The sequence below is a fragment of the Amycolatopsis sp. cg13 genome, from assembly GCF_041346965.1.
GTDB lineage: Bacteria > Actinomycetota > Actinomycetes > Mycobacteriales > Pseudonocardiaceae > Amycolatopsis.
Window position 1 is genome coordinate 9,161,245 of the sequence record NZ_CP166848.1, and the last position, 22,771, is coordinate 9,184,015.

Genomic DNA, 22,771 nt, shown 5'->3' on the forward strand with positions numbered 1-22,771 from the left:
CCCGCTACCGGGCGGCGAGCCCCCGGCCGACGCGGCGGACCAGACCGGGCCCGTGCAGCGCGAAGCCGGTGTAGATCTGGACGAGGCTGGCACCGGCGTCGAGCATGCGACGGGCGTCGTCCGGGCCGAGGATGCCGCCGACGCCGATGATCGGCAGCCTGCCCTCGGTCTTCTCGTGGACGAAGCGCACGACTTCGGCCGAGCGTTCGGTCAGCGGGCGGCCGGACAGCCCGCCGGTTTCCGACGCCAGCGCGGCTTCGGCGGGGGCGATGCCCGCGCGGGAGAGGGTCGTGTTGGTCGCGATGATCCCGGCTACGCCGTGCTCAAGGCAGACTTCGAGGAGTTCGGCGAGCGCGTCGTCGGTGAGGTCGGGGGCGACCTTCACCAGCAGGGGCGTGTCGCCGCCCAGTTCGGCGCCGGTCTTGCGGAGTTCGGAGAGCAGTTCGGCGAGTGCGGATTTGTCTTGCAGCGCACGGAGGCCGGGGGTGTTCGGGGAGCTGACGTTGATCGCGAAGTAATCGGCGAAGGGGTGCAGGGTGCGGAGCGAGTAGCGGTAGTCCTCGACGGCCTCGTCCAGCGGCGTCACCTTCGACTTGCCGATGCTGATTCCCAGCGGCACCGCGGGTTTCCCGTGCGAGGCCAGACGGTCGGCCAGTGCTTGGGCCCCGTCGTTGTTGAAGCCCATGCGGTTGATGACCGCGTCGGTGGCCGGGAGGCTGAAGAGACGGGGTTTGGGATTGCCCGGCTGGGGGTGGCGGGTGACTGTGCCTACTTCGACGAAGCCGAAGCCCAGGGCCGGCCAGGCGTGGAGGGCTCGACCGTTTTTGTCCATGCCCGCGGCCAGGCCGATCTTGTTGGGGAAGGTCAGGCCTAGGACTTCGGTGGGATCGGTGGTTCGGTACGCCTTGGCGACGGGACGGAGGGCGGTTCCGGCTCGGCTCAGGAGGGTGACTGTGCGCTCGTGGACTACCTCGGGGTCGTGGTAGGCGAGCCGGTACATCGCTGGGCGGACGATCCTGTCGAAGAGCACGTTGTCCATGCTGCCGTATGAGGGGTGGGTTGGCTGGGGTGGCTTGGGTTCTTGTGGCGGGGGTCGCGTCTTGGGCTGCTCGTCGCCTGGCGGCGACGTTGCGCACCTGGGTTGCGTGGGGCACCCCGAAGCGTGAGTGTGCTGACGGTCTGGGGGTGCTTGTCAAGGCGGGAAAGATGCCTTGACAAGCACCCCCAGACCGCAGGGACGCTTCGTATCGGGGTGCGGGGGAGGGGCTGGGTGCCTCGACCGTTGGGTGCGTTTGCTGCGGTTCGCGAGGGGGTCGGGGCTCGCGCCCCAATGTGGCGTTGGGTGCGTCAGATGCACCGAATGCCACATTGGGTGCATGGGATGCACCCAATGCCACATTGGGGGCGCGTTCTGGCGGGTGGTGGGCGGTCTGTGAAGGGCTCCTTGAGGGAATCTGATTCCCTCAAGGAGCCCTTCACAGACCGTGGCGAGGCTGCGGGTGCGTCCCGAGATCGTGTCCGGCATCCGTGCCCAGGCACCGAGTTGAGGCAGGCCAGCTTTCAGCCGGGGCCCGCCCGAAGCATCCGGGCTTCCCGCGCCCGCCCAGCGGCATCCGCGAACCAATCGTCGCGGGCATCAGTTCAACCGGGCGGCTCCGGCTTTCCACTCGTCTTCCAGCATGGCGTAGACCAACTCATCAGTCCATTCGCCTTTGACGATCTCGTTTTCCCGCAGCCGTGCTTCCTGCCGCATGCCCAGCCGCTCCATCAGCGACGCCGACGCGGTGTTGCGGCCGTCGCAGCGGCCGATGATGCGGTGCAGGCCCAGGTCTTCGAAGCCGAGCCGCAGGACTTCTCTCGTTGCTTCCAGGGCCAGGCCTTTGCCGTGGTGGTCGGGGTGGAAGACGAAGCCGATCTCGCCTTGGCGGTGTTCGGCGCTGAGGTATTCGAGGTTGAGGTCGCCGATGAGCTGCCCGGTTTCGGCGAGTTCCACGGCGACGGCGAGGAACTGGCCTTCCTCCGACAGCGTCGCGCTGTGGACGCGCTTCGCGAGCGCGGCAGCGGATTCCGCGCGGCTGCGCGGTCCCCAGTACAGGTAGCGGACGACGTCCGCGCGGGACTGGAACGAGTTCAGGGCATCGAGATCGTCGTCCCTGAAGGGGCGGAGGAGCAGGCGTTCGGTGCTGATCGGGTAGTCCGGCCTGAGCATCCTCCCAGCCTAGCGACTTCCGCGGCTGCGCAGGAACCGCCGCGGTGATCGCCCGCGGGGAACAGCGTGCGGCGAACACCGGAAGCGGACATGGAAATTCCCGGGGCGCCTCCTGGACGCCGTCAGCGTCCAGGCTCGAGCCGGACCGGTGCTCGAGAACCCCGGGAACCCGGTGACTGCCTGGTATTCGTCAGCAGGCAGCACGTGAAGCAGGCGATGAGCCGAAGGTGGCTCTGTTGCATCGCTGCTCAAAGTCCCAACACGTGCCATCCGCTAGCGGACAGCCACCTCACGAGTCCTGTGTGAATACAACTTAGGACCACCTCCTCTCTCGTGTACTGCCACGCTAACCGCGAACCTCTCGGTACGGCAACATCATTTGCGCGGCGGTCCGTCGGCCGGGACGGGGCCGGGCTGGCAGCGCGGGCAGCACCAGGTCGGGCGCTGGTACGGTCCGTCGCCCTGCTCGCGCACCAGCAGCGCGCCGCCGCAGCGGAAACAGCCTTGGCGGGTGCGTTCGTAGACCCAGGTGCGGCGGCCGCGGCGGAGGTCGCCGGTGGTGGCTTGTTCGTGCCGCCACGCGTTGGCGACCAGTAGCTTCCGGGCGAGCGCCACCGCGCGTGCGGGGTCCACTTCGGACACTGGGGTCCATGGGGAAACCCGCAGCAGGAAAGAGATCTCGCACTTGTACAGGTTGCCGACGCCGGCCATGATCCGCTGGTCCAAGAGGGCGTCGCCGAGTTCGCGGTCCGGTTTCGCGGCCAGGTTGGCGGCGGCCAGTGCGGCGTGTTCGTCTGTCCATTGTGGATCCAGCAGATCCGGGCCCAGGTGGGCGACGAGGTCGTGTTCCTCGGCGGTGGGCACCAGTTTCAGGTCGTGCACACGGAAACCGATCGCCTGGACGTCCTCGGTCATCAGCACGACGCGCGCGTGATGGGCTGGCATCGCCCACTTCGCGCCGGCGGGCTGGATCTTCCACGAGCCGTCCATCCGCAGGTGGCTGTGCAGCGTCAGATCGCCGGAGAAGCGCGTGAAGAGGTGCTTGCCGACGGTGCCGACGCCGTGCACCTCGCGACCCGCCAGGTCCACAGTGGCCAGTTCGGGATGGCGGAACTGGCCGCGCACCAACGTTTTCCCGGCGAGCGCGCGGTCGAGCAGCTTTCCGGCCAGGAATACGGTGTCGCCCTCGGGCACGGTTCAGCCCGCGGTTTCCGACACTTCCGCCTGCGCGGCTTCTTCCTCGGCGCGCACGCGGTGCCGTCCGGCGCGGTTGGAGCGCAGGATCTTGGCGAGGACCATGTTGAAGGTCAGCGCGATCTCTTGTGCGCCAGGGGAATGCCACTCGTGGATCGGGCTGCACGCGCCCTGGGCCTGCTGCACCGCGAGCCGGTCCGGGATCGCGGTCGGCATCACCAGGGAGCCGAAGTTCTCGCGCAGCTCCGAGACCCGGAACTGGTGCTCGTACGACCGCACGCGCAGCTTGTTCACCAGCACGCCGATCGGCCGCAGCGAAGGATTGCTGTCCTCGCGGATCCGTTCGATCGCTTCGAGCGCGCGCTGGGCGCCCGCGACCGCGTACATTGTGGGCTCAGTCACAATAAGCGCGCTGTCGGCCGCCACGAGTGCCGATTTCGTGAGCCGGCCCAGCGACGGCGGGCAGTCGATGATCGCCAGCTCGTACGGTTCCTCGCGCAACGGGTTCTGGTGCAGCTCGTCGAGCGCGCGGGAGAGGTTTTCCAGGCGGCGGCCGTCGGAGTCGGGTTCGTTGAGCGACTCCAGCTCCTCGGCGCCGACCAGCACGTCGATCTCCTCGCTCCACACGCTGGGCGCGATCGCGCGTTCGAGGACGGCCCGCGCGGGCGTCTCGAGCACGTCGGCGAGCGTCGCGTCGGTGAACGGCGGGTCGAGCGAGGTGGTGGCGTTGCCCTGCGGGTCGAGGTCGGCTACGAGCGCGCGGGTTCCCCTACGCAGTGCGGCCGACGCGATACCGAGCGCGACCGTCGTTTTGCCGACACCACCCTTGAGGCTGAGAACGGCGACCGTGTGCACTCGACACAGCCTACGGGCCGCCCGCCGGTGCGGTAGTGCGGAAGGTGGCGAACGCCGCTGCGGCGCCCACGCGGGTCACGGCAAGTGACCGGCGGCCATTACCCTGTCGCCCATGAAGACCGACACCGTGGCCGCCCGGGGTTCGGGCGCTGTTCGCCGGGCGCTCGAGGCCGAACTGCGGGCCGCCCGCGCCCGCGGCGTGGAGCAGCCGGTCGTCGTCGACGTCGGCGGCGGGAGCGGCGGCTGGGCGGTGCCGTTCGCCTCGGCCGGATGCCTGGTCACCGTGGTCGAACCGAACCCGAACGCGCTCGCGACGCTGCGCCGGCGCGCCGAGGAAGAGGGCGTCTCCGGCCGGATCACGGTGATCGCGGACGACTCCGACGCGCTGGGCGCGCACGTCCCGGCCGGGTCGGCGGACCTGGTGCTGGCGCACGGCCTGCTGGAGGTCGTGGACGACCCGCGCGCGGTGCTCGACGCACTCGCGACGGCCGTCTCGCCGGGCGGAGCCGTGTCGGTACTGGTGGCCAACCGCACCGCGGCCGTGCTGCATCGCGCGCTGGCCGGCCGGATCACCGAGGCGCAGCGGCTGCTGGAAGGTTCTGATGGGGTTGTCGCGGGAGACACCGTACTGCGCAGGTACGACAGTTCCGGGCTGACCGAGTCGCTCGTGGCCGCCGGCTTGGAGGTCACGCTGCTGCAGGGCGACCGGGTGATCTCGGACGTCGTGCCGGGCGGAGTCCGCGAGGACGAGCTGGCGGAGTTCGAGCTGAGCGCTTCGGCGGTGCCCGCGCTGCGCGACGTCGCGGGCCGGTTGCACGCGATCGCCCGGCGGGGCTGAGCAGCTCAGTTCCTAGCCGCGCCGCGGTGCGGGAATCGTCCTGGCGGGACCGCGAACCACCCGTAAGCGTGGTCGCCGCGGCCCGAGCGCCGGGAATTGTCGGTGGCGGCAGGTAGCGTCCGGAGGCGTGGGGAGAAACGCCGAACTGCCGAGCGGGATGGCCCGCTACCGCGTCACCACGGGCGCGACCGAGCTGCCGGACGACACCGGCTGCTCGATCCTTCACGTGGACATGGACGCCTTCTTCGTGTCGTGCGAACTGCGCACGCGGCCGGAGCTGGCGGGCCAGCCGGTCGTCGTGTCCGGTGGCGGCCCGCGCTCGGTCGTCGCCGCGGCCAGCTATCCGGCGCGGCGCTTCGGCGTGCGCTCGGCCATGCCGTTCGCCACGGCCAAACGGCTCTGCCCGCAGCTGGTGTGCATCCAGCCGACGCCAGGGCTGTACGGCGAGGTGTCGCGCGGCGTCATGGGGATTTTCCGGCAGCTGACCCCGCTGGTCGAGCCGCTGAGCCTGGACGAGGCGTTCCTGGACGTAGGAGGCGCGCTGCGGTGGCTGGGGACCACTCCGGGCGTGCTGGGGGCGCGGATTCGGGAACGAGTGCAGGCGGAGCACGGGATCTCGTGCTCAGTCGGGGTCGCGAAGGTGAAATTCGTGGCGAAACTGGCGTCGGGGATGGCCAAACCGGACGGGATGGTGATCGTCCCCGCCGCCGAGACGCTGGAGTTCCTGCACCCGCTGCCGGTGTCGGCGCTGTGGGGCGTGGGGAAGCGGACCGAGGAACAGCTGCGGCAGCACGGCTGGCACACGATCGCGGACATCGCCGCCACCCCGCCCGCCCGGCTGCGGCGTTCGGTGGGCCGGGCCGTCGGGGATCACCTGTGGGCGCTGGCGAACGGCCATGACGACCGGGCGGTGGAACCGGAGTCGGCGGAGAAGTCGATCGGAGCCGAGCACACCTTCGACGTCGACGTCCTGAATCGCGACGAGCTGAGTCTCGAGCTGCTGCGCCTGTCCGAACGGGTCGGGGCGACGCTCCGGTCGCGCGAGCTGCGCGGGAGGACGGTGTCGATCAAGGTGCGGTTCGCCGATTTCCGCACCATCACCCGGGCGCGCACCGTGCTCTCGGCGACCGACGTGGCCCGCGACATCCACCGCACGGCGGTCGAGCTGCTGACCGAGCACGCGCCGACCGGAGCGGTCCGGCTGATCGGGGTGCGGGTCGAGGGCCTGGATACCGGAGACGGCGGGGAGCAGCTGTCGTTCGCGAACGACGAGCCGCGCTGGCGGGACGCCGAGGTGGCGGCGGACGTGGCAAGGCTGAAGTTCGGCTCGGCGGCGATTCGGCCGGCTTCGCTGCTTTCTCCAAGGGAGGAGTGAGGCTGGTTGCGAGGGCCTCGGGATCGTCGCTGGCGCAGAAATCGACGATCGATGCGGTGGTTCACCGGTCGGAGGCCCGGTCATCGCGACGATGGAGTGCGCCACGGCGCGAGCGTGGGAAGCGAGGGCGATCCGGGACTCCTGCTGGCATTCGGCCAATGCGGTTCGCGGGACCGCAGTGCCGGGCCTCTGCGGACAGCCGTGCCGAGCCGCGCTTCACATGCGGCCGGGTATTCGCCAAGGTCGGTCGGCTGGGCGTCCACCGCTGTCCGACGCGTTCCGGCTGGCCTTCTCCCGACAGGGCGTGCCGACACTGCCGGGCTTGCCCGTCTCGACAGGTTCGTGCGGAATTCGCCGGAATGGGAGCTTGGCCGGCGATAAGGGTCCGGTGCGGGGTCAGCGGCGAGGGTCCGAAATAGGGGTTCGCCGGTAGCTCTGAGTCAACAGGCGTCGGGTCGTTCGTGCGGTGGGGGATTGCCGGTCTCGGCGGTCGTCGGGTGAATAAATGCCGGAGGGTATCGATCGGCGGAAGATCGTCCCGGCCGGGGCGTCGGCAGGGCGGGTGGTCGGCGCGAAGACGCTCTCTCTCCGTGACGAGGGACCCCGCCCGGGGGAGGCCGACAGGGCGGCAGGGGGCTCTGGACTGCGCCGAAGGGGGTGACTTCCGTCGCGGTGACGCACTGTCAACCCGCATCTTGCGGGATTTCCCCCGATTCGATCATTTCAGGATCGGGGATCGGGTAGTCGGACGAGCGCGGGGCTCGTATCCTGGACAGTGCCACCCCGCCTGGGGTTGGCTGTTGGGTCCAGGACGTTGCGCGGCCCGGCGCCCGCGACAGCTGTGCCGGAGGAGGAAAGATGCCACTCTCCGAGCATGAGCAGCGGCTGCTCGACCAGATCGAGCGCGAGCTCTATGCCGAGGACCCCAAGTTCGCATCCACGGTGCGAGGCACCCGGTTGCGCCGACCCGCGCGCCGTCGGCGCATCCAGGGGATCGCCCTGTTCGTGGTGGGCGTTGCGCTGCTGGTGCTCGGCGTGGTGATCCCGGTGTTGCGGGTCGCCGACGTGCCGGTGGTCAGCGTGCTCGGGTTCCTCGTGATGTTCTTCGGGGTCATGATGGCCGTGACGTCGCTGCGCCACAGCGACAGCGGCGGCAAGAACAGCCATGACGACGGAGGCGGCGGGGGGAAGCAATCCGGCCGCAAGAGCTCCTTCACGCAGCGCATGGAGGAACGTTTCCGCCAGCGCTTCGAAGGCCAATAGCACGACGGCGAATCCGCGCTTCTCCCCTCGGGGCGGAGCGCGGATTCTCGTGCGCGGGCCCGGACTGCACCGGTTAGCGGGACACGGGTTCTCTGCCTGGTGGGTTGCGCCCTGCGGGCAAGGCGCGTGCTCGGCCTGCGCTGGCTTCGGTTCGCTCCGCTCCGGTTCGCTTCGGCTCGGTGCAGGCTCGACGCGCTCCCGGTTCGGGAGATGCTCGGCCGGAAGCCGGAAGCCGGAAGCCGGAAGCCGGAAGCCGGAAGCCGGAAGCCGGAAGCCGGAAGCCGGAAGCCGGAAGCCGGAAGCCGGAAGCCGGGTGCGGGGCGTCGCCGGGCGGCTGTCGGCGACGCGCAGCGCGATGGCTGGATCCGGTCTGCCGTTGGAACGATTCTGGGGCAAACGCTTCAGCGCGCCGGTTCGGCTGGCGGCCCGGGCTAGTCGGGCGGCCTTGCGGCGACCTCGGCTTGAGCGAAGTGCTTTGCTGGCCCGAGCCCGAGCCCGAGCCCGAGCCCGAGCCCGAGCCCGAGCCCGAGCCCGAGCCCGAGCCCGAGCCCGAGCCCGAGCCCGAGCCCGAGCCCGAGCCCGAGCCCGAGCCCGAGCCCGAGCCCGAGCCCGAGCCCGAGCCCGAGCCCGAGCCCGAGCCCGGTCGGGAAGGTCGTTGCGGTTCGCCGAATCCTGAACAGTTGGCGTGCTGGTTGGGTTTGCGGCGTCGGTGTGCCGTGAAATGGCGGACTGCCCGGGCTTTCCGGTGCCCGGAACTTGCGGGCAGACACAATCGGCCCGAACGGCGCCTCCGCACCCGCGAAATCAGGAAATCTCGGCCTCGATCTGAGCGAGCTGCGCGGCCAGGATTTCTTCGAAGGCAGCGTGCCGGTCCGCGCCGAGAGGGCGGACCTCGCGGGCGAAGAAGGCCAACGCGGGAAACCGTTCGGGATCGGCGCCGAGCACCGCGACGCGGAACTGTTCCAGGCCCTGTTCGTACTCCTCGGCGGTGATGGTGCTGATGCCTGCCTCGGACGCGATCAGCGCGGCCAGGAGAAGCACGATGCGGTGGTAGCGCACCGGGACCTGCTCGTCGGGCAGCCCGGACGCGCGCAGGGCCTGCAGCAGTTCCTCCATGACCAGCCGGGATCCGGTGCCGCCGGAGGCGTAGCGGCCCCACACTGTCGCCAGCTGGGGCTGCTCGCCGAAGGCCGCGTGCAGGCGCAGGCTCAGTGCGGTGATGCGCTGCTTCCAGTCGCCTTCGGGGCGGTAGCCGTCCATGGCGGCCAAGAGAATCCGGTCGGCGACGGCGCGCAGCAGTTCGGTCTTGTTGCGGAAATGCCGGTAGAGGCTTGACGGATCAGTCCCGAGCGCCGCGGCGAGTTTGCGGACGCTGAACGACTCGGCGTCGCTCGTGCGCAGCAGGTCCGCCGCCGTGTCCAGGATTTCGTCGGTCGACCATCGCCTGCGGCCCGTCATCTCGCCCCTCTCGTCCGGGCCAGCATAACCTATGCACTTGCTGATGCACACGATGTGTGCATAATGAGGACAAAGCGCTGGCTGCCTCCGAGGCGCATCCGGCGCATCGACTGGGGAAGAAGGAAACATGAGCGAACTCGCTGCCGAGATCCGACCGCCGGAGCCGGATTTCTCGGTGATCACGACCGAGGAGCTGCTGGTTTACCGCGAGGCGGAGAACCGCTTCCGGGCCTCGGGCGCGGCGCGGGCGATTCTCGGGGAGCCGCATCCTGATGCCGCGATCGAGTGGCGAGAGATCGCGCTGCCTGGCCGCGACCTTCCGGTGCGGGTCTATCGGCCCGCGCGAGACCGAACCGGACTGCCGTTGGTGGTCCATGTCCACGGCGGTGGCTTCGTAGGCACGGCCGTGCAGTGCGACTGGACCAACAGTCACCTCGCCGCACGGCTGCCCGCGGTCGTCGTTTCGGTCGAACACCGCCTGCTTGCTCCCGACAGTCCGCTCGCGAACGCTGCCGACGACGGCTGGGATGTGCTTCGCCACGTGGTGCGGCAGGCTGCGGAGTGGGGCGTCGACCCGGGGCGCGCGGCTGTGTTCGGGGAGAGTTGCGGAGCGCTGATCAGCGCGCTGACGGCCGTCCGCGCCAGGGACGCCGGGCTGGAACTCAAAGCGCAAGTGCTGGTCAACCCGGTCGCGGATGTCACCGAGACGATGTTCGACTACCCCTCGATCGCCGAATACGCGTACCGCCCGAGCCGGGCCCTGCCGCTGCTGCAGCTTTTCCAGCGGCTGGCCATCCCACAAGGAGCCGACGCCAGCGCTGTTTCACCACTGTCCACAGAGGACTTGAGCGGGCTCGCCCCGGCGCTTGTGGTGGTGCCGACTCAGGACGCGGTCGCCAACCACGGCCGCCGGTACGCCGAGCGACTGCACGAGGCGGGAACCTCGGTGCGGCTCACCGAATATCCCGGTGCCAAGCACGCGTTCCTCACGCTGCCCGGCGTGGAGCCGCAGGCCGAGGCCGCTCAGGCGGAGATCCTCGCGTTCCTCCGCGCTGCCCTGGCGGAGTGACGGAGGAGCGTCCGCACCGCTTTCCCGGCCATGGCGTCGCGATGGCCGGGAAAGTACTGGCGAGAGCGGCACGGCCGTCGTTGAGGGCTCGCGCAGCGAGGGCGCTGCGTCGCCGGAGATCTTCTGTTCTCCCAGGGAAGTCCGGAACTGCCCGAGCCGCACCCTGAATCAGCTTGCCACCGATCACGAGACGCCCCGACGCCACGGCTCTCACCGAGGCACTGGACTCCTCACCGATCTGCGGTAACCGAGCTCACCGCCGTCGGCGAAGCACTGACCGGGGGAACAACCGGCCCCGCATCGACAACGGCGCGGTCCGGCGCAGACTGTCCCGCAGCTGCCCGAAGGCAGGCTCCAACGTCGCGTCCGGGGCCGGTTCGTCGCTGTACCAGCTGTGTTCCACCGCGCCCAGCACGGTGCGCAAAGCCTCCCGGCCAGGCTCGTCCAGGCGGTGGCGTTCGGCGATCTTTCCGCCGGCCACGCGGACCGTGTCGCTGTCGGCGATCGGCAGGTCCCGGTCCGCGCATTCGGCCTTCAGCTCGCGCCACGCCGCGTCGGCCGCGCCGGGGGAGTGCGTCGCGATCGTCTGGAGGTGCCGGCGGCGCACCAGGTCCCGGATCGCGGCGGGACCACCGGTCGCCGCCAGGATCAGCACGACGACCAAGGCGAACCACCACGACACGGTCCCGGCGAGCAGGCCGATCGCGGCGACCAGCAGGACGGCTCCGGTCAGCGGCAGCCACAAGGCGGCCAGGTGCAGCGGAGTCGGTGCGGTGACCGGGTTTCTGACCAGCACGTTGCCGTCGGGCGCGGCACCCGGCGGGACACCGGACGGGGTCAAGCCGGGCCGGGGGCGGCGGCGCAGGAAGTAAGCGGCCGCGACGGCCGCGGCGCCGAGGACGGCCAGGGCCAGCGCGAGCCAGGTCAGCCAGCTGTCGTCGGGAGTGGTGTCCGCGGGCGCGGCGGGAGCAGCCTGGTCGTGGGTCTTGTCGGCCGACGCGCCGGTGGACGGGGCGGTCGAGCGCGGGGCCTTCGGGAGGTCGTCGGTCGCGTTGGGCTGTTGCGGGTTGTGGGTGTTCTGCTCGAGGTACGGCGGGACGATGCCGCGTCCGTCGGCGAGCGGCGTCGGGTCGAAGCTGACCCAGCCCTTGTCCCCGAAGTACGCCTCGACCCACGCGTGCGCGTCCTGCGAGCTGATCGACTGGTAGTCGCCCTTGGTGACGCCGGGGGTGAAGCCGATCGCCACGCGCGCGGGGATGTGCGCGACCCGCAGCATCACCGCCATCGCCGACGCGTATTGCTCGCAGTAGCCCCGTTTTCCCTTGAGGATGAAGTCGGCGAGCGCATCGGCGTCGGTGGCGTCGGCGGTCTTCGTGTCGTACACGAAACCGTTCTGCGCGCTGAAGTACTGCCACAGCGCGGTGGCCCGGTCGAAGTTGTTCGTCTTGCCCGCGGTGAGCTGGTCGGTCAGCGCCGAGACCCGCCGGTCGACCTGGCCGATCCGCGTGTACAGCGCGGGCACCTCGTCGGATTTCGGCGCGGCGTCCCGCAGTTCGTCGGCGGTCGGCTCCTTCAGCGACGCGGTTTCCACGTACGCCGGCGCGGGTTCGCTCGCCGTGGTGAACACCGAGCCGCTGACCCGGTCGTACAGCCACTGCGGCGGCACGCCCCGGAGCGCGCGCGGGGCTCCGTAGACCGGCAGCCAGTTGTCGACCCAGCGCGTCGGCTGGATCTGGATCTGCCGCGACACTCCGGTGCCGTCGTCGCCGGGCGCGGCGGGCAGCGTGCTGTTCGCGAGCACGCCGGACTGCGCCTGGCCGCCGGCGCGCAGGCCCCAGCCCTTGTTCGGGGTGTAGGTGTCCAAGGTGAACGCGCGCATCAGCCGCCGGTCCGCGCCGAGGCCGCGCACCTGGAACAGTTCGGTGTTCTGGCCCTGGTCGAGCAGTCCGCGCAGCTGCGTGAACGGCGCGATGCCGAAGCCGCCGGTCCCGTCGCCGTCGCCGCCCGGGCCGGAGCCGAACGGGATCTTGCCGACGGTCCCGACCATGGTGATCCCGCCGCCCAGCAGGCCGAGCACGATCGCCGAGCTGACCACGGCCACCGGCGCTTGCGCGAGCCGCAGCATGCTGCCGGACCCGGGCGCGTCGCGGTTGCGCCAGCGACGGTGCCGGTGGTTGCCGTCGAGGGCGAGCAGGCAGGCGAAGGCTCCCGCGCCGAGCACGAACGTCCACCACGGCATCAGTTCGTCCGACAACGCCGCGGGCACCGCGTACACGCAGAGCAGCACGAGCCCGGTCGCCGCGGGCGCTGCGGCGGCGACGGCGAGCGTGTCGACCAGCACCGCGACCAGGCCGACCGCGATCGTGACCAGACACAGGATCGGCTGCGTGCTGTCGACCGGCGGGAGGCCGATCCGGATCTGGTCGGCCGCCGCGGTGAGCGTGGCCTGCAGTTCGCCGAAAGCGGTGGGGCCGGGGAAAATCGTGAGGACGCCCTGCGTCGTGAACGCCCCGGTGATGAGGAACAGCAGCACGAGCAGCTGCCCGAACCCGGCGACGACGGTGGGCGCGCGCAGCGAGCGCAGCGCCAGGCCGGTGCCCGCGACGAGCACGACGGCCACGAAGAGGTACCCGAACCAGGCCCATCCGGAAACGACGCTGGTCAGCGACGTGGCCGCGCACAGCGTCGCGAGCCCGGCGGCGATCGGCGGCAGCACGCTGCTCCGCCACGCGGGCGGCGGATCGGTGGGCTGCGGGGTGGGGGTGTGCGGGATCGGCGGCGCGCCGGACGGGCGGGGAGCGGTGGTGGTCATCGGGTCCCCCTGCGTACTCGTGAGTGGCGATCCCGGTGAGAACCGTGATTGCCACTCACGACGGTGGTCAGCGGGCTCATCGCGTTCCGCCGATCACCGTCGACCGGTGGGTGCCCGCACGGCACAGCAGCCCCCACACCTCGGGCATCGGCGTCTTCGGACCGGCCACCACGACGCCCCAGCCGGCTCCGCGCAGCAGCTCCGCCGATTCCTTCGTCGCCGCGGCGAGGTGGTCCGGCGAGGCCGAACCCGCCCAGGTCGGGGTGTCCAGGAGAACGGCGAGGCTGCGGACGCCGCGCGCCCGGTACCGGGTCAGCTCGTGCACCGATTCCGCGCTCACCGTGCCCAGGATCGCGATCAGTTCCTGTCCTTCGGCCGGATCGTGGCCGAGCGTCACGTCTCGCTGGTGCGCCGGCTGAAGTGCGGCCAGCGCGTCGAGCACCAGGTTGTCGTAGCCTTCGCCGCCGTCGCCGGGAGAGTCCGCGAGGGCGACGCCGTGCTCGGTCACCAGCCGGACCCGGTGCCCGGTCCGCCGCAGATGCAGCGACACCGAAGCGGCGAACGACACCGCCCACTCCAGGCTCGCCGTCGGGCCGCTGCCGTGGTGCGCCGCCGCGCGGTGGTCCAGCAACACAGTTGTGCCGCCGCGCCAAGGGCGTTCCTCGATGCGGACCATGATCTCGTCGCGGCGCGCGGTCGAACGCCAGTGGACTTTCCGCATGTCGTCGCCGGTGCGGTAATGCCGCACGATCACGTCCGGCTCGCCCTGCCCGGAATGCAGCCGGACGCTTCCGTCGTCGCCCGCTCCCGCCCCGGCGCCGCCGGGCAGACCCCACAACGGCACCACGCGCGGCACGACGACCAGCCGCGAATGGCCGATCAGCTCCCGCTCGAACTCGCACAGCCCGAACGGGTCGGTGATCGTCGCGCGCAACGGGCCGACCTGCTGGATTCCGCGCATGCCCGGCCGCAGCGGATACCGCAGCAGCACGCGCCGGTCGTGCGGCAGCCGTTCGACCACGAACCGCGGCCGGGAGCCCAGCGCGTACGGCACGCCGTCCTCGAGCAGCACCTCGCCGCCGGGCAGCCGTCCGCTGCGCCACAGCTCCAGGTCGACCTCGCCGGTCGAGCCCGCCGCCACCCGGTCCGGGCGCAGCGTCCTGGCCGCGCCGAGACGGAGCCGGGTGGCCGAGATGTAGGCGGCGACCAGCAGAGGCAGGGCGACCACGAACACCGCGACCCGCAGCAGGTCGCGTTCGTTGAGCACCAGCGAGCACACCGCGGCCGCGATCCCGGCGGCGAGGAGGCAACGGCCTCGGGTGGTGAGGCCGGACAGCGCGCGCAGCATGCGGATTCCCTGTTTCGGGTAGCGGGACGCGCCTCAGCGGGCCGAGCCCTGGGGGACGGGAACGCGGTGCAGCACCGCGCGGACCACGTCGGTCGCCGATCGGCGGGCGGCGTGCGCCTCGGTGGTGAGCACCAGCCGGTGCGCCAGCACGGGCACGGCGACCGTGTGCAGGTCGTCGGGCACCACGTAGTCGCGCCCGGACAGCGCGGCCTGCGCCCGCGCGGCCCGGACCAGGTGCAGCGTCGCGCGCGGCGAGGCGCCGAGCCGGATCTCCGGCACCTGCCGGGTCGCCGACACGACGTCGACGGCGTACCGGCGGACCTCCGGCGCGATGTGCACGCCGCGGACGGTCTCGATCAGCCGCAGCATCGTCTCGCCGTCGGACACCGGGGTCAGGTCCGCGAGCGGATTGTGCCCGGAATGCTCGTCGACCATGGCCAGTTCGGCCTGCTGGTCGGGGTAGCCGATGGACACCCGCGCGGTGAACCGGTCGCGCTGGGCCTCGGGCAGCGCGTAGGTGCCCTCCATCTCGATCGGGTTCTGCGTCGCGATCACCATGAACGGCGCGCCGAGCGTGTACGTGCTCGTGTCGACCGTGACCTGGTGCTCCTCCATGCACTCCAGCAGCGCGGACTGCGTCTTCGGCGAGGCCCGGTTGATCTCGTCGCCCACCACGATGTTCGCGAACACCGGGCCGGGCCGGAATTCGAACTCGCCGCTCTGCCGGTTGTAGATGGAGACGCCGGTGACGTCGCTGGGCAGCAGGTCGGGAGTGAACTGCACGCGGCTGACGGTGCAGTCGATCGAGCGCGCGAGCGCCTTCGCGAGCGAGGTCTTGCCGACGCCCGGCACGTCCTCGACGAGCAGGTGACCCTCGGCCAGGAGGGTCACCAGCGCGATCCGGATGACGTCCGGCTTGCCGACGAGGACGCGTTCCACGTTCGCGGCGATCCGGCGCGCGGTGTCGTGCAGTTCGCCGAGGCCGGCCGCCGGGACCCGCGCCAGCCCGTCCGCGGACTCGACCGCCGGGTACGGCGGCTGCCCGGACCCGTTGCCGTGCGGTCCGGCGGGGGAAGCGGACTGGATTCTCGACGTCACTCGACCTCCTGGTGGCGCAATAGCTGGACGCGAACCGGCGGGGATGCGCGCCTTGTCCAGCGTTCTCCCCAGTGTGTCAAACCCGGGAGAACTGGGCGGCGGAACCCCGAGATCGTTTCATGGTGACGCCCAGCCACCCCGGCACTCCTTCTTACGGGTGATTATGAGGCATTTTCAGGTGATCCCGCTGACCGTATGCACTGTCGTATGCTCCGAAACGAAGTCGCCCGACCACGGTTCGACGTCGGAAGAGGTGCATCCGCGCATGAGCGAGGCCGAGGCGGAACGGAAAGCCGGGCTCCCGGGACTGTCCGGCGGCCGGTTCGCGGTCACGCCCGAGCTGGCGTCCGCGACGTATTCGAAGCTGGGCGAACTGCAGGACGTCGTCGGCGAGATGGTCCGCGAGGCCACGGTGCTCGGCCGGTCGGTGCCGCTCGGCGGCGGGTACGCCGGCGAGGTCGGCGCGTTCATGGCGAAGTACGGCCTCGGCCGCGACGGCTCGGCGGTCGACCAGCTCACGGCGTTCGGGAAAGAGATCGCCGGGCTGAAGAAACGCATCGGCGGCGCGCTGGAGAAATACCGCGACCAGGACAGCGAAGCCGCCGAAGGCGTGGACTGCACCGGTGGCTGACCGTTTCGCGGCGCGCGCCGCGCTCCTTCTTCTCCCGCTCTCCGGGCTGACGGTGCTGGTTTCGTGCGGCCGGATGCCCGGCATCTCGCACGCCGCGCCCGCCGACGGAGGCCCGCCTGCTCCCGCGCCGCCGTCCTCGTCGGCTCCTTCGCTGGCCAAGCTCGACCCGTGCACGCTGCTCTCGCCGCAGGACCGGTCGTCGGCCGGGCTCACCGGGCAGGGCAAGCCGAAGACGATCGGCGAGGCCCGCGCCTGCGACTGGACGGTGCCTTCGACCTTCGGCGTCACCGTCACCCTCGACGAGACCAACGGACTGGCCAACCTCGACCTCTCCGACGGCAAGCGCACCAAGAAAGACGTCGGCTCGCACCAGGCGGTCCAGGTGTCCGGCAGCCGCGGCACCTGCGCGGTGCTGCTCGACGTCGGCGGCGCGCAGAGCGTGCAGGTCGACGTGAACAACGCGAACTTCGCCGACTCCGCGCTCGCCTGCTCGCGGGCGAGCGACGTGGCCGGACTGCTCGAGCCGAAGCTGCCGTGAACCCTGTGCGAGGAGGAAAGTCGTGACCGACACCCCGGCTGAGGCCCCGGCCCCCGAGCCGACGGCCCGGTACGAAGCGTTCAGCCACGCGGCGCTGGCCGCACAGGCGGTCGACGGCAACGACCCGGCCGCGGCAGGCGAATCGGGCACGCGGTGGGCCGGGCTGTCGCAACGGCTCGAGGACTCGATCGGCGGGCTGGTCGCGTTGTCCGCGGGCAGCGAGGAGAGCTGGCAGGGCGACGCCGGCGACGCGATGCGGTCGGTGCTCGGCAAAGCGTCCGGCTGGCTCGCCGAAACCTCCGTGGTGTCGGCGAAAGTCGGGGAAGCCGTGCAAGGACAGGCCGAGGTCGCCGCGCGGGCCCGGGCCGACATGCCCGCGCCGGTGGACTTCGACCCGGCGGCGATGATCCGTTCCGCCGCCGCGAGCGGGAACCTGGTGCAGCTGGCCGGGCTGTCGTCCGCCATGGACGAGCGCCGCGCCGAAGCCGAGGCCGCCCGGCAGAAGGCGATCGACGTCCTGCGCACCCGGGACAAGGCGTTGCGCGGACTTGTGCCCGAAGGCGGTTTCCCGGCGGTCCCGCCGCTCGGCGCGGGGCCGGCTTGATCAGCCTCTCGGCGTCCGCGTTCGACATCGTCTGGGCCGACCTCGGCCTCGACGCGCCGCCCGCGCCGCTGGCGGTGCGCAGCGTCGGGGAGACCGACGCCGACCGGTCCGCGATCCGCGCGGAGGTCTACCGGAACCTCGGCGAACGCGGCCTCTTCGACGGCCGGCTCGACGCCGCACTGGAGAACAGCCTGCGGCTGCTGGCGGCCGCGGACCGGTACGTGGAGTGCGAGGCGCTCGCGGACATGACCGCCGACGAGCCCTTCCGCGCGGTCGCTGCGATCCGGGGACGGAACGCGGTGCTGGCCGTGCAGCCGGCGCGGACGATCGGCGTGCGCGGCATCGGGGAAAGCGAACTGGCGTCGGCGATCGTCGACGTGCTGCCCGAGCTTTCGGCCGGTCCCGGCTACGGCGTCCGGCTGCCCGCGGCGGGGGAGCCGCCCGGCGGCGCGCAGGGGGAGGAGCTGCGGGCGATCCAGGCCCGGCCGGTGTACGCGGCGGGGCAGTTCACCGTCCACGTCCGCGACCGGGCGGGGAAACTGACCCGGACCGGCGGGCTGACGTGGTTCGACACGGACGCCGGGGCGTATTCGGCGGTGTCCTCGCCGGGCCGCGGCGGGCAGGAGTGGGTGACGGTGTCGCCGGTCGACAGCCCGCGGCTCGTGGAGCGGGTCATGGAGCTGCTGCCCGGCTGATCCCGGCGGGTCTGAAGTGGACGGTCGCGGGCCGCCGCTGTCGACAATGGACGGTTCCCCACTCGCACCCACCCGGGCATCCACGCCTCCACACCGGACGCGGCGCAGCACCTCACCCGTCCCCACCGGGCACCCCATAACGCCCCCACTCGCCCCCACCGCGGCACCGGCTGAGCCGGATCGGGCTCCCCACAACGTCCCCGCCTCGTCTCCCGGCCCGTCGCAGCGCCGTCGCGCCGAGCTCCCCACCGCGCCCCCACCAGCCCCACCGAGGTTCCCCACCTCGCTCCACCCGCCTCCCCACCAGCCCCCACCGGGTCCCCCACCGACCTCCACCACGGGTCCCCACGCTGCCGAAACTCGGACGTTTCACGCGTCCCGAGGTTGCGGAAGACCCCGGTGCGGGGGATCTTCGCCACGGTCCCCCCACCCGGCCCCCACCTGGACCCACCTCCGTGACCTGCGCAAACGCACCACTCGACGGAGTGGCTCGCGCGCAAGACTCGTTGACTGTGGTGAAAAGTGGGGTACGGTGGTGGCCAGTGGGGCGGAAGGGAGCCCCTGAGCCGGAACCGGGCGGGGAGCCAACCGGATCCGGTAGGGAGGTGGAGGCCGGTGTTCCTCGGCACCCACACCCCGAAGCTGGACGACAAAGGGCGGCTCACGCTGCCCGCGAAGTTCCGCGAAGCCTTGGCAGGCGGGCTGATGGTCACCAAGGGGCAGGACCACTGTCTCTTCGTCTTCCCCCGTGCCGAGTTCGAGCAGATGGCCAGGAAGGTCGCCGAAGCCCCGTTCACGAACGAGGCGGTGCGGGCCTACCAGCGCTACCTGTTCGCCGGGACGGACGAGCAACGTCCGGACGGGCAAGGGCGCGTAGCCATCGCGCCGGAGCTGCGCCGGTACGCGGGGCTCAACAAGGAGTGCGTGGTGATCGGCGCGATCACCCGGCTCGAAATCTGGGACGCCCAGGCGTGGCAGGGCTACCTGGACGAACACGAGGACAGCTACGCACAGGCTCGGGAGGAAGTTCTGCCGGGCGTCTTCTAGGAGACGCCCTCAGCGCACCTGCGTCGTCGGGGGACGCGGGTACGCCGTTCGACGCGGATGCCGTGAGGCCTCTGTCCGCTCTTTGACCCTGGCGCACCTTCCCCGGTGCCAGGTCAGCAAGCGGGCGGGCAGGGACCTGACGGCATCCGCCGCATCTTCCCCGGAAACACTCGCGGCAGGAAGGGGGAAGACATGACGGACGAAGCCGAGCACGTTCCGGTGCTGCTGGACCGCATCGTCGAGCTGTTCGCCCCCGCATTGGCCGATCGCGACGCCGTTCTCGTCGACGCGACCGTGGGCCTCGGCGGTCATTCCGACGCGCTGCTCGCCGCGTTTCCCCGGCTCCGGCTGATCGGCCTCGACCGCGATCCCGCCGCGCTCGAGCGCTCCGCGGAGCGGCTCGCACGGCACGGCGACCGCGTCGACCTCGTGCACACGGTCTACGACGGACTTCCCGAAGCGGTGTCCGGACTGGGACTGTCGCAAGTGGACGGAATCCTCTTCGACCTCGGCGTCTCGTCGATGCAGCTCGACCGCACCGAACGCGGGTTCGCCTATTCGCAGGACGCGCCGCTGGACATGCGGATGGATCCGACCACCGGGTTCACCGCCGCCGACGTGCTCAACACCTACGCGCCCGGCGAGCTGATCCGGATCCTGCGCGACTACGGCGAGGAACGCTTCGCGCAGCGGATCGTCCGCGCCGTGGTGGCGGAACGGGAGAAGGAACCGTTCACCCGCAGCGGAAGGCTGGTCGAACTGCTCTACTCCGCGGTGCCGGCGGCGAGCAGGCGCACCGGCGGGCATCCGGCGAAGCGCACCTTCCAGGCGCTGCGGATCGAGGTCAACGGCGAGCTGGAAGTGCTGCGCCGGGCGATGCCCGCGGCGCTGGGCGCGCTGGCGATGGACGGCCGGATCGTCGTCGAGTCCTACCAGTCCCTCGAGGACCGGCTGGTGAAGCAGGCGCTCGCGGAACTGGCGAAATCCCGGACGCCGGAAGGGCTTCCGGTCGAACTTCCCGGGCACGGGCCGGAATTGAAGCTCCTCACGCGGGGAGCGGAGAAGGCCGGCGAGAGCGAGATCGAGCACAACCCGCGGGCCGCCTCGGTGCGGCTGCGCGCAGCACAACGGATCGGAGAGCCGCGATGACCGCACCTACGAAGTCCCGCCGCTCGTCGTCGACCGCTGCGGAGCGGGCACCGCGGAACACCGTCACCGAGACGGAAGCCCCGGGGCGGCGGCGCACGACGGCCGCCGAGCGCGCGTACGCCCGGCGGGCGCAGCGGGCCGACCTGCTGCGCCAGCGCGCGCCGAAAAGGCCTGTCGCGGAACCGGAAACCGTCGTCGCGAAGACTGCGGGAACGCGGTTCAAGCTGCGCTGGCCGCGCTCGCGCGCGTCGTTCGTGCTCGTGATGATGGGGCTGCTGGCGGTCGGGGTCGCCGCGACGCTGTGGTTCACCACGCAGGCGATCGCCGATTCGTACCGGCTCGAAAAACTGCGCACGGACAGCGCTTCGCTCATGGAGACCAAGGACCGGCTGGAGCGCGAGGTCGCGAAGGCCCAGTCCCCGGCGTCTCTCGCGCCCGCGGCCAAGCAGCTGGGCATGGTGCCCGGCGGCGACCCGGCGCGCATCGTCGTCGGCAAGGACGGCAAGACGACCGTCGTCGGCGAACCGAAGAAGGCCCAGCCGGACGAGCAGGACTCGGCCGCGCCCCCGGCGCAGCCGGCCGCTCCGCCGGAGGGCGGCATCGAAGGCGACCTGTCGGGCACGCCCGCGGGGACCGCGGGAGGGCAGTGATGGCGGCAGGGGGCAACAGCCGTTCCCGGGCGGCGGGCAGCGCGCGGCGGACTTACGCCGCGGGCACCCGCCGCGCGGTCGCGAAACGGGGCAACGGCGGACAGCGCAGCCGGTTTTCCGCGGTGCGCATCATGCTGGTCGTGCTGATGGTGGTGGCGGGCGCGAAACTGGTGCAGGTGCAGTGGTTCGAGGCCCCCACGCTGTCCGCGGCGGCCGAGCGGCAGCGCACGCTCACCATCGACATCCCGGCCCAGCGCGGGTCCATTGTGGACCGCAACGGCGCGAAGCTGGCGTTCAGCGTGGAAACCCGCACGCTGTCGGTGAACCTGCGGGCGCTGCACAAGACGATGGACGAGTACGCGAAGAAGTACCCGGACAAGGGCCGCAACTTCGAGACCGAGGTCGCCGGCGCGGCGAAGCTGATCGCGCAGAAGGTCCCGCACCTCACCACCGAGGCAGAACAGCTGGCGCTGCTGCACAAGCAGCAGTCCTTCACCTACCTCGTCGACAACGTCGAGCCTTCGGTGGCCGACCAGATCGTCAAGAAGTACGCGTGGATCAGCGTGGAGAAGCGGGCCAAGCGCGAATACCCGGGCGACACGCTCGCGTCGAACATCGTCGGCCTGTCGAACTGGCGGATGGACGATCCCGACGTCTCGAAGCACAACCTGCACGGCGTGATCGGGCTGGAGAAATCGCGCGACGCGGACCTGGCGGGAACGCCCGGCCGCGAGATCGTGAACACCCAGAACGGCAACGACAATCTGTACCTGCCGGGCACGGAGCACGTGCTCAACGCCGCCGTCCCGGGCTCCGACCTCGAGCTGACCATAGATTCCGACCTGCAGTTCGAACTGCAGCGCCAGCTGAGCGACTACGTCTCGAAGTCGAACGCCAAGGGCGGCCAGGCGGTCATCATGGACGCGAAGACGTCCGAGGTGTACGCGCTGGCCGACGCCAGCACGTTCAACCCGAACGACCCGTCCACGATCAAGGACGACCTGCTCAACAACCGGCCGGTCACCACGCCGTACGAACCCGGTTCGGTGAACAAGGTGATCACCGCGACCGCGGCGATCGACGACAAGATCGCCACGCCCACCTCGACGCTCGAGGTGCCGGGCTCGATCAAGATCGCCGACCGCACCGTGCACGACGCGTGGGTGCACGGCACGCAGACGTTCACCACCACCGGCGTGTTCGCGAAATCGTCCAACGTCGGCACGCTGGAGCTGGCGCAGCAAGTCGGCCCGGACCGGTATCTCGCGCTGCTGAAGAAATTCGGCATCGGGCAGAAGACCGGCATCGGCCTGCCTGGCGAGAGCTCCGGGTACGTGCCGCCGCGCAAGGACTGGTCTGCGTCCACGTTCGGCAACCTGCCGATCGGGCAGGGCCTTTCGATGACCGTGGTGCAGATGGCCGGGATGTACCAGGCGATCGCGAACGACGGCTTGCGCGTCGAGCCGCGGATCGTGAAGGCGAAGAAGAACCCGGACGGCACCGTGACGCCGGAAGCACCGCCGAAGACCGAGCGCGTGGTGAGCCCGGAAACCGCTAAAACGGTGCGGGACATGCTGCGTTCGGTGGTGCAGAACGCCAAGAGCCCGAACGCGGGCACCGCGCCGTCGGCCGGGCTGGAGGGGTATCAGATCTCCGGCAAGACCGGCACCGGCCAGCAGATCGACCCGCGCACCAAGGCGTACAGCTCGAGCCTGGCGAACATCACCTTCGCCGGGATCCTGCCCGCCGACCACCCGCGCTTCGTCGTCGGCATCCGGCTCGACGCGCCGGACACCACGCTGCCCGCCGGGCATTCCGCCGGGCCGCTGTTCCACACGATCGCGTCGTACCTGTCGCAGCGGTACCAGATTCCGCTGTCGGACGGGCCGTCGCCGGTGGTGCCGCTCGTCGTCGGCTGACCGCCGCGCCTTGCTAGAG

21 protein-coding genes are annotated in these 22,771 nt (G+C 71.0%); 12 read left to right on the forward strand and 9 right to left on the reverse strand.

Annotation, left to right across the window (positions count from 1 at the left end; translation table 11 throughout):
* Nucleotides 1-4: 4 nt before the first annotated feature.
* The 4 genes from AB5I40_RS42890 to AB5I40_RS42905 all read right to left on the reverse strand — a co-directional run bounded on the left by AB5I40_RS42890 (nt 5) and on the right by AB5I40_RS42905 (nt 4,258).
* Nucleotides 5-1,030: a quinone-dependent dihydroorotate dehydrogenase gene (locus tag AB5I40_RS42890; protein ID WP_370935912.1), complete on the reverse strand. Its 1,026-nt coding sequence runs from the start codon at nt 1,028-1,030 to the stop codon at nt 5-7.
* A 606-nt stretch (nt 1,031-1,636) separates the two neighbouring features.
* A complete protein-coding gene (locus AB5I40_RS42895) occupies nt 1,637-2,209 on the reverse strand; it encodes a GNAT family N-acetyltransferase (protein WP_370935913.1) in 573 nt (190 codons plus the stop codon).
* Between the two features lie 375 nt (nt 2,210-2,584).
* Entirely contained in the window at nt 2,585-3,403 is an 819-nt protein-coding gene (locus AB5I40_RS42900; RefSeq protein WP_370935914.1) for a DNA-formamidopyrimidine glycosylase family protein, read from the reverse strand.
* 3 nt (nt 3,404-3,406) lie between these two features.
* Nucleotides 3,407-4,258, reverse strand: coding sequence for a ParA family protein (locus tag AB5I40_RS42905; RefSeq protein WP_370935915.1), 852 nt, complete (start codon nt 4,256-4,258; stop codon nt 3,407-3,409).
* Nucleotides 4,259-4,370: 112 nt separating this feature from the next.
* On the opposite strand from AB5I40_RS42905, the gene AB5I40_RS42910 reads away from it, so the two are divergent.
* The 3 genes from AB5I40_RS42910 (at nt 4,371) to AB5I40_RS42920 (ending at nt 7,734) form a co-directional block, all read left to right on the forward strand.
* Nucleotides 4,371-5,096, forward strand: a complete 726-nt coding sequence (locus AB5I40_RS42910; protein ID WP_370935916.1) for a methyltransferase domain-containing protein — start codon at nt 4,371-4,373, stop codon at nt 5,094-5,096.
* A 157-nt stretch (nt 5,097-5,253) separates the two neighbouring features.
* Nucleotides 5,254-6,471, forward strand: coding sequence for a DNA polymerase IV (dinB, locus tag AB5I40_RS42915; protein WP_370940715.1), 1,218 nt, complete (start codon nt 5,254-5,256; stop codon nt 6,469-6,471).
* A gap of 858 nt (nt 6,472-7,329) precedes the next feature.
* Nucleotides 7,330-7,734 (forward strand): DUF3040 domain-containing protein, encoded by a 405-nt coding sequence (locus AB5I40_RS42920; protein ID WP_043827044.1) that lies wholly within the window; start codon nt 7,330-7,332, stop codon nt 7,732-7,734.
* A gap of 431 nt (nt 7,735-8,165) precedes the next feature.
* Here AB5I40_RS42920 and AB5I40_RS42925 read toward each other — a convergent pair whose 3' ends face one another.
* Nucleotides 8,166-8,504, reverse strand: coding sequence for a hypothetical protein (locus AB5I40_RS42925; RefSeq protein ID WP_370935917.1), 339 nt, complete (start codon nt 8,502-8,504; stop codon nt 8,166-8,168).
* Nucleotides 8,505-8,538: 34 nt separating this feature from the next.
* Nucleotides 8,539-9,192, reverse strand: a complete 654-nt coding sequence (locus tag AB5I40_RS42930; RefSeq protein WP_370935918.1) for a TetR/AcrR family transcriptional regulator — start codon at nt 9,190-9,192, stop codon at nt 8,539-8,541.
* Nucleotides 9,193-9,319: 127 nt separating this feature from the next.
* On the opposite strand from AB5I40_RS42930, the gene AB5I40_RS42935 reads away from it, so the two are divergent.
* Entirely contained in the window at nt 9,320-10,261 is a 942-nt protein-coding gene (locus AB5I40_RS42935) for an alpha/beta hydrolase (RefSeq protein ID WP_370935919.1), read from the forward strand.
* Nucleotides 10,262-10,514: 253 nt separating this feature from the next.
* Here AB5I40_RS42935 and AB5I40_RS42940 read toward each other — a convergent pair whose 3' ends face one another.
* The 3 genes from AB5I40_RS42940 to AB5I40_RS42950 all read right to left on the reverse strand — a co-directional run bounded on the left by AB5I40_RS42940 (nt 10,515) and on the right by AB5I40_RS42950 (nt 15,519).
* Nucleotides 10,515-13,073 (reverse strand): transglutaminaseTgpA domain-containing protein, encoded by a 2,559-nt coding sequence (locus AB5I40_RS42940; protein WP_370935920.1) that lies wholly within the window; start codon nt 13,071-13,073, stop codon nt 10,515-10,517.
* A 76-nt stretch (nt 13,074-13,149) separates the two neighbouring features.
* Nucleotides 13,150-14,421 carry a DUF58 domain-containing protein gene (locus tag AB5I40_RS42945; protein WP_370935921.1) on the reverse strand — a complete coding sequence of 424 codons (1,272 nt, stop codon included), beginning with the start codon at nt 14,419-14,421 and terminating at the stop codon, nt 13,150-13,152.
* Nucleotides 14,422-14,454: 33 nt separating this feature from the next.
* Complete coding sequence (locus AB5I40_RS42950; RefSeq protein WP_370935922.1) at nt 14,455-15,519, reverse strand: AAA family ATPase; 1,065 nt, start codon at nt 15,517-15,519, stop codon at nt 14,455-14,457.
* 265 nt (nt 15,520-15,784) lie between these two features.
* Between AB5I40_RS42950 and AB5I40_RS42955 the strand changes: the two genes are divergently transcribed.
* From AB5I40_RS42955 to AB5I40_RS42990, 8 genes are all read left to right on the forward strand, one after another.
* Nucleotides 15,785-16,150 (forward strand): hypothetical protein, encoded by a 366-nt coding sequence (locus AB5I40_RS42955; protein ID WP_370935923.1) that lies wholly within the window; start codon nt 15,785-15,787, stop codon nt 16,148-16,150.
* Nucleotides 16,143-16,688 (forward strand): DUF3558 family protein, encoded by a 546-nt coding sequence (locus AB5I40_RS42960; protein ID WP_370935924.1) that lies wholly within the window; start codon nt 16,143-16,145, stop codon nt 16,686-16,688. Before AB5I40_RS42955 ends, AB5I40_RS42960 begins: the two co-directional genes overlap by 8 nt.
* Before the next feature lie 22 nt (nt 16,689-16,710).
* Complete coding sequence (locus AB5I40_RS42965; RefSeq protein ID WP_370935925.1) at nt 16,711-17,292, forward strand: PE-PGRS family protein; 582 nt, start codon at nt 16,711-16,713, stop codon at nt 17,290-17,292.
* Nucleotides 17,289-17,987 carry an ESX secretion-associated protein EspG gene (locus AB5I40_RS42970; protein ID WP_370935926.1) on the forward strand — a complete coding sequence of 233 codons (699 nt, stop codon included), beginning with the start codon at nt 17,289-17,291 and terminating at the stop codon, nt 17,985-17,987. Before AB5I40_RS42965 ends, AB5I40_RS42970 begins: the two co-directional genes overlap by 4 nt.
* A 615-nt stretch (nt 17,988-18,602) precedes the next feature.
* Nucleotides 18,603-19,034 carry a division/cell wall cluster transcriptional repressor MraZ gene (gene mraZ / locus AB5I40_RS42975; RefSeq protein ID WP_009080393.1) on the forward strand — a complete coding sequence of 144 codons (432 nt, stop codon included), beginning with the start codon at nt 18,603-18,605 and terminating at the stop codon, nt 19,032-19,034.
* Nucleotides 19,035-19,226: 192 nt separating this feature from the next.
* The gene (gene rsmH / locus AB5I40_RS42980; RefSeq protein WP_370935927.1) at nt 19,227-20,183 is read left to right on the forward strand and encodes a 16S rRNA (cytosine(1402)-N(4))-methyltransferase RsmH; all 957 of its coding nucleotides are present in this window, start codon (nt 19,227-19,229) and stop codon (nt 20,181-20,183) included.
* Entirely contained in the window at nt 20,180-20,833 is a 654-nt protein-coding gene (locus AB5I40_RS42985; RefSeq protein ID WP_370935928.1) for a hypothetical protein, read from the forward strand. The genes rsmH and AB5I40_RS42985 overlap by 4 nt, the downstream gene beginning before the upstream one ends.
* Complete coding sequence (locus AB5I40_RS42990; RefSeq protein ID WP_370935929.1) at nt 20,833-22,752, forward strand: peptidoglycan D,D-transpeptidase FtsI family protein; 1,920 nt, start codon at nt 20,833-20,835, stop codon at nt 22,750-22,752. Before AB5I40_RS42985 ends, AB5I40_RS42990 begins: the two co-directional genes overlap by 1 nt.
* Nucleotides 22,753-22,771 lie beyond the last annotated feature (19 nt).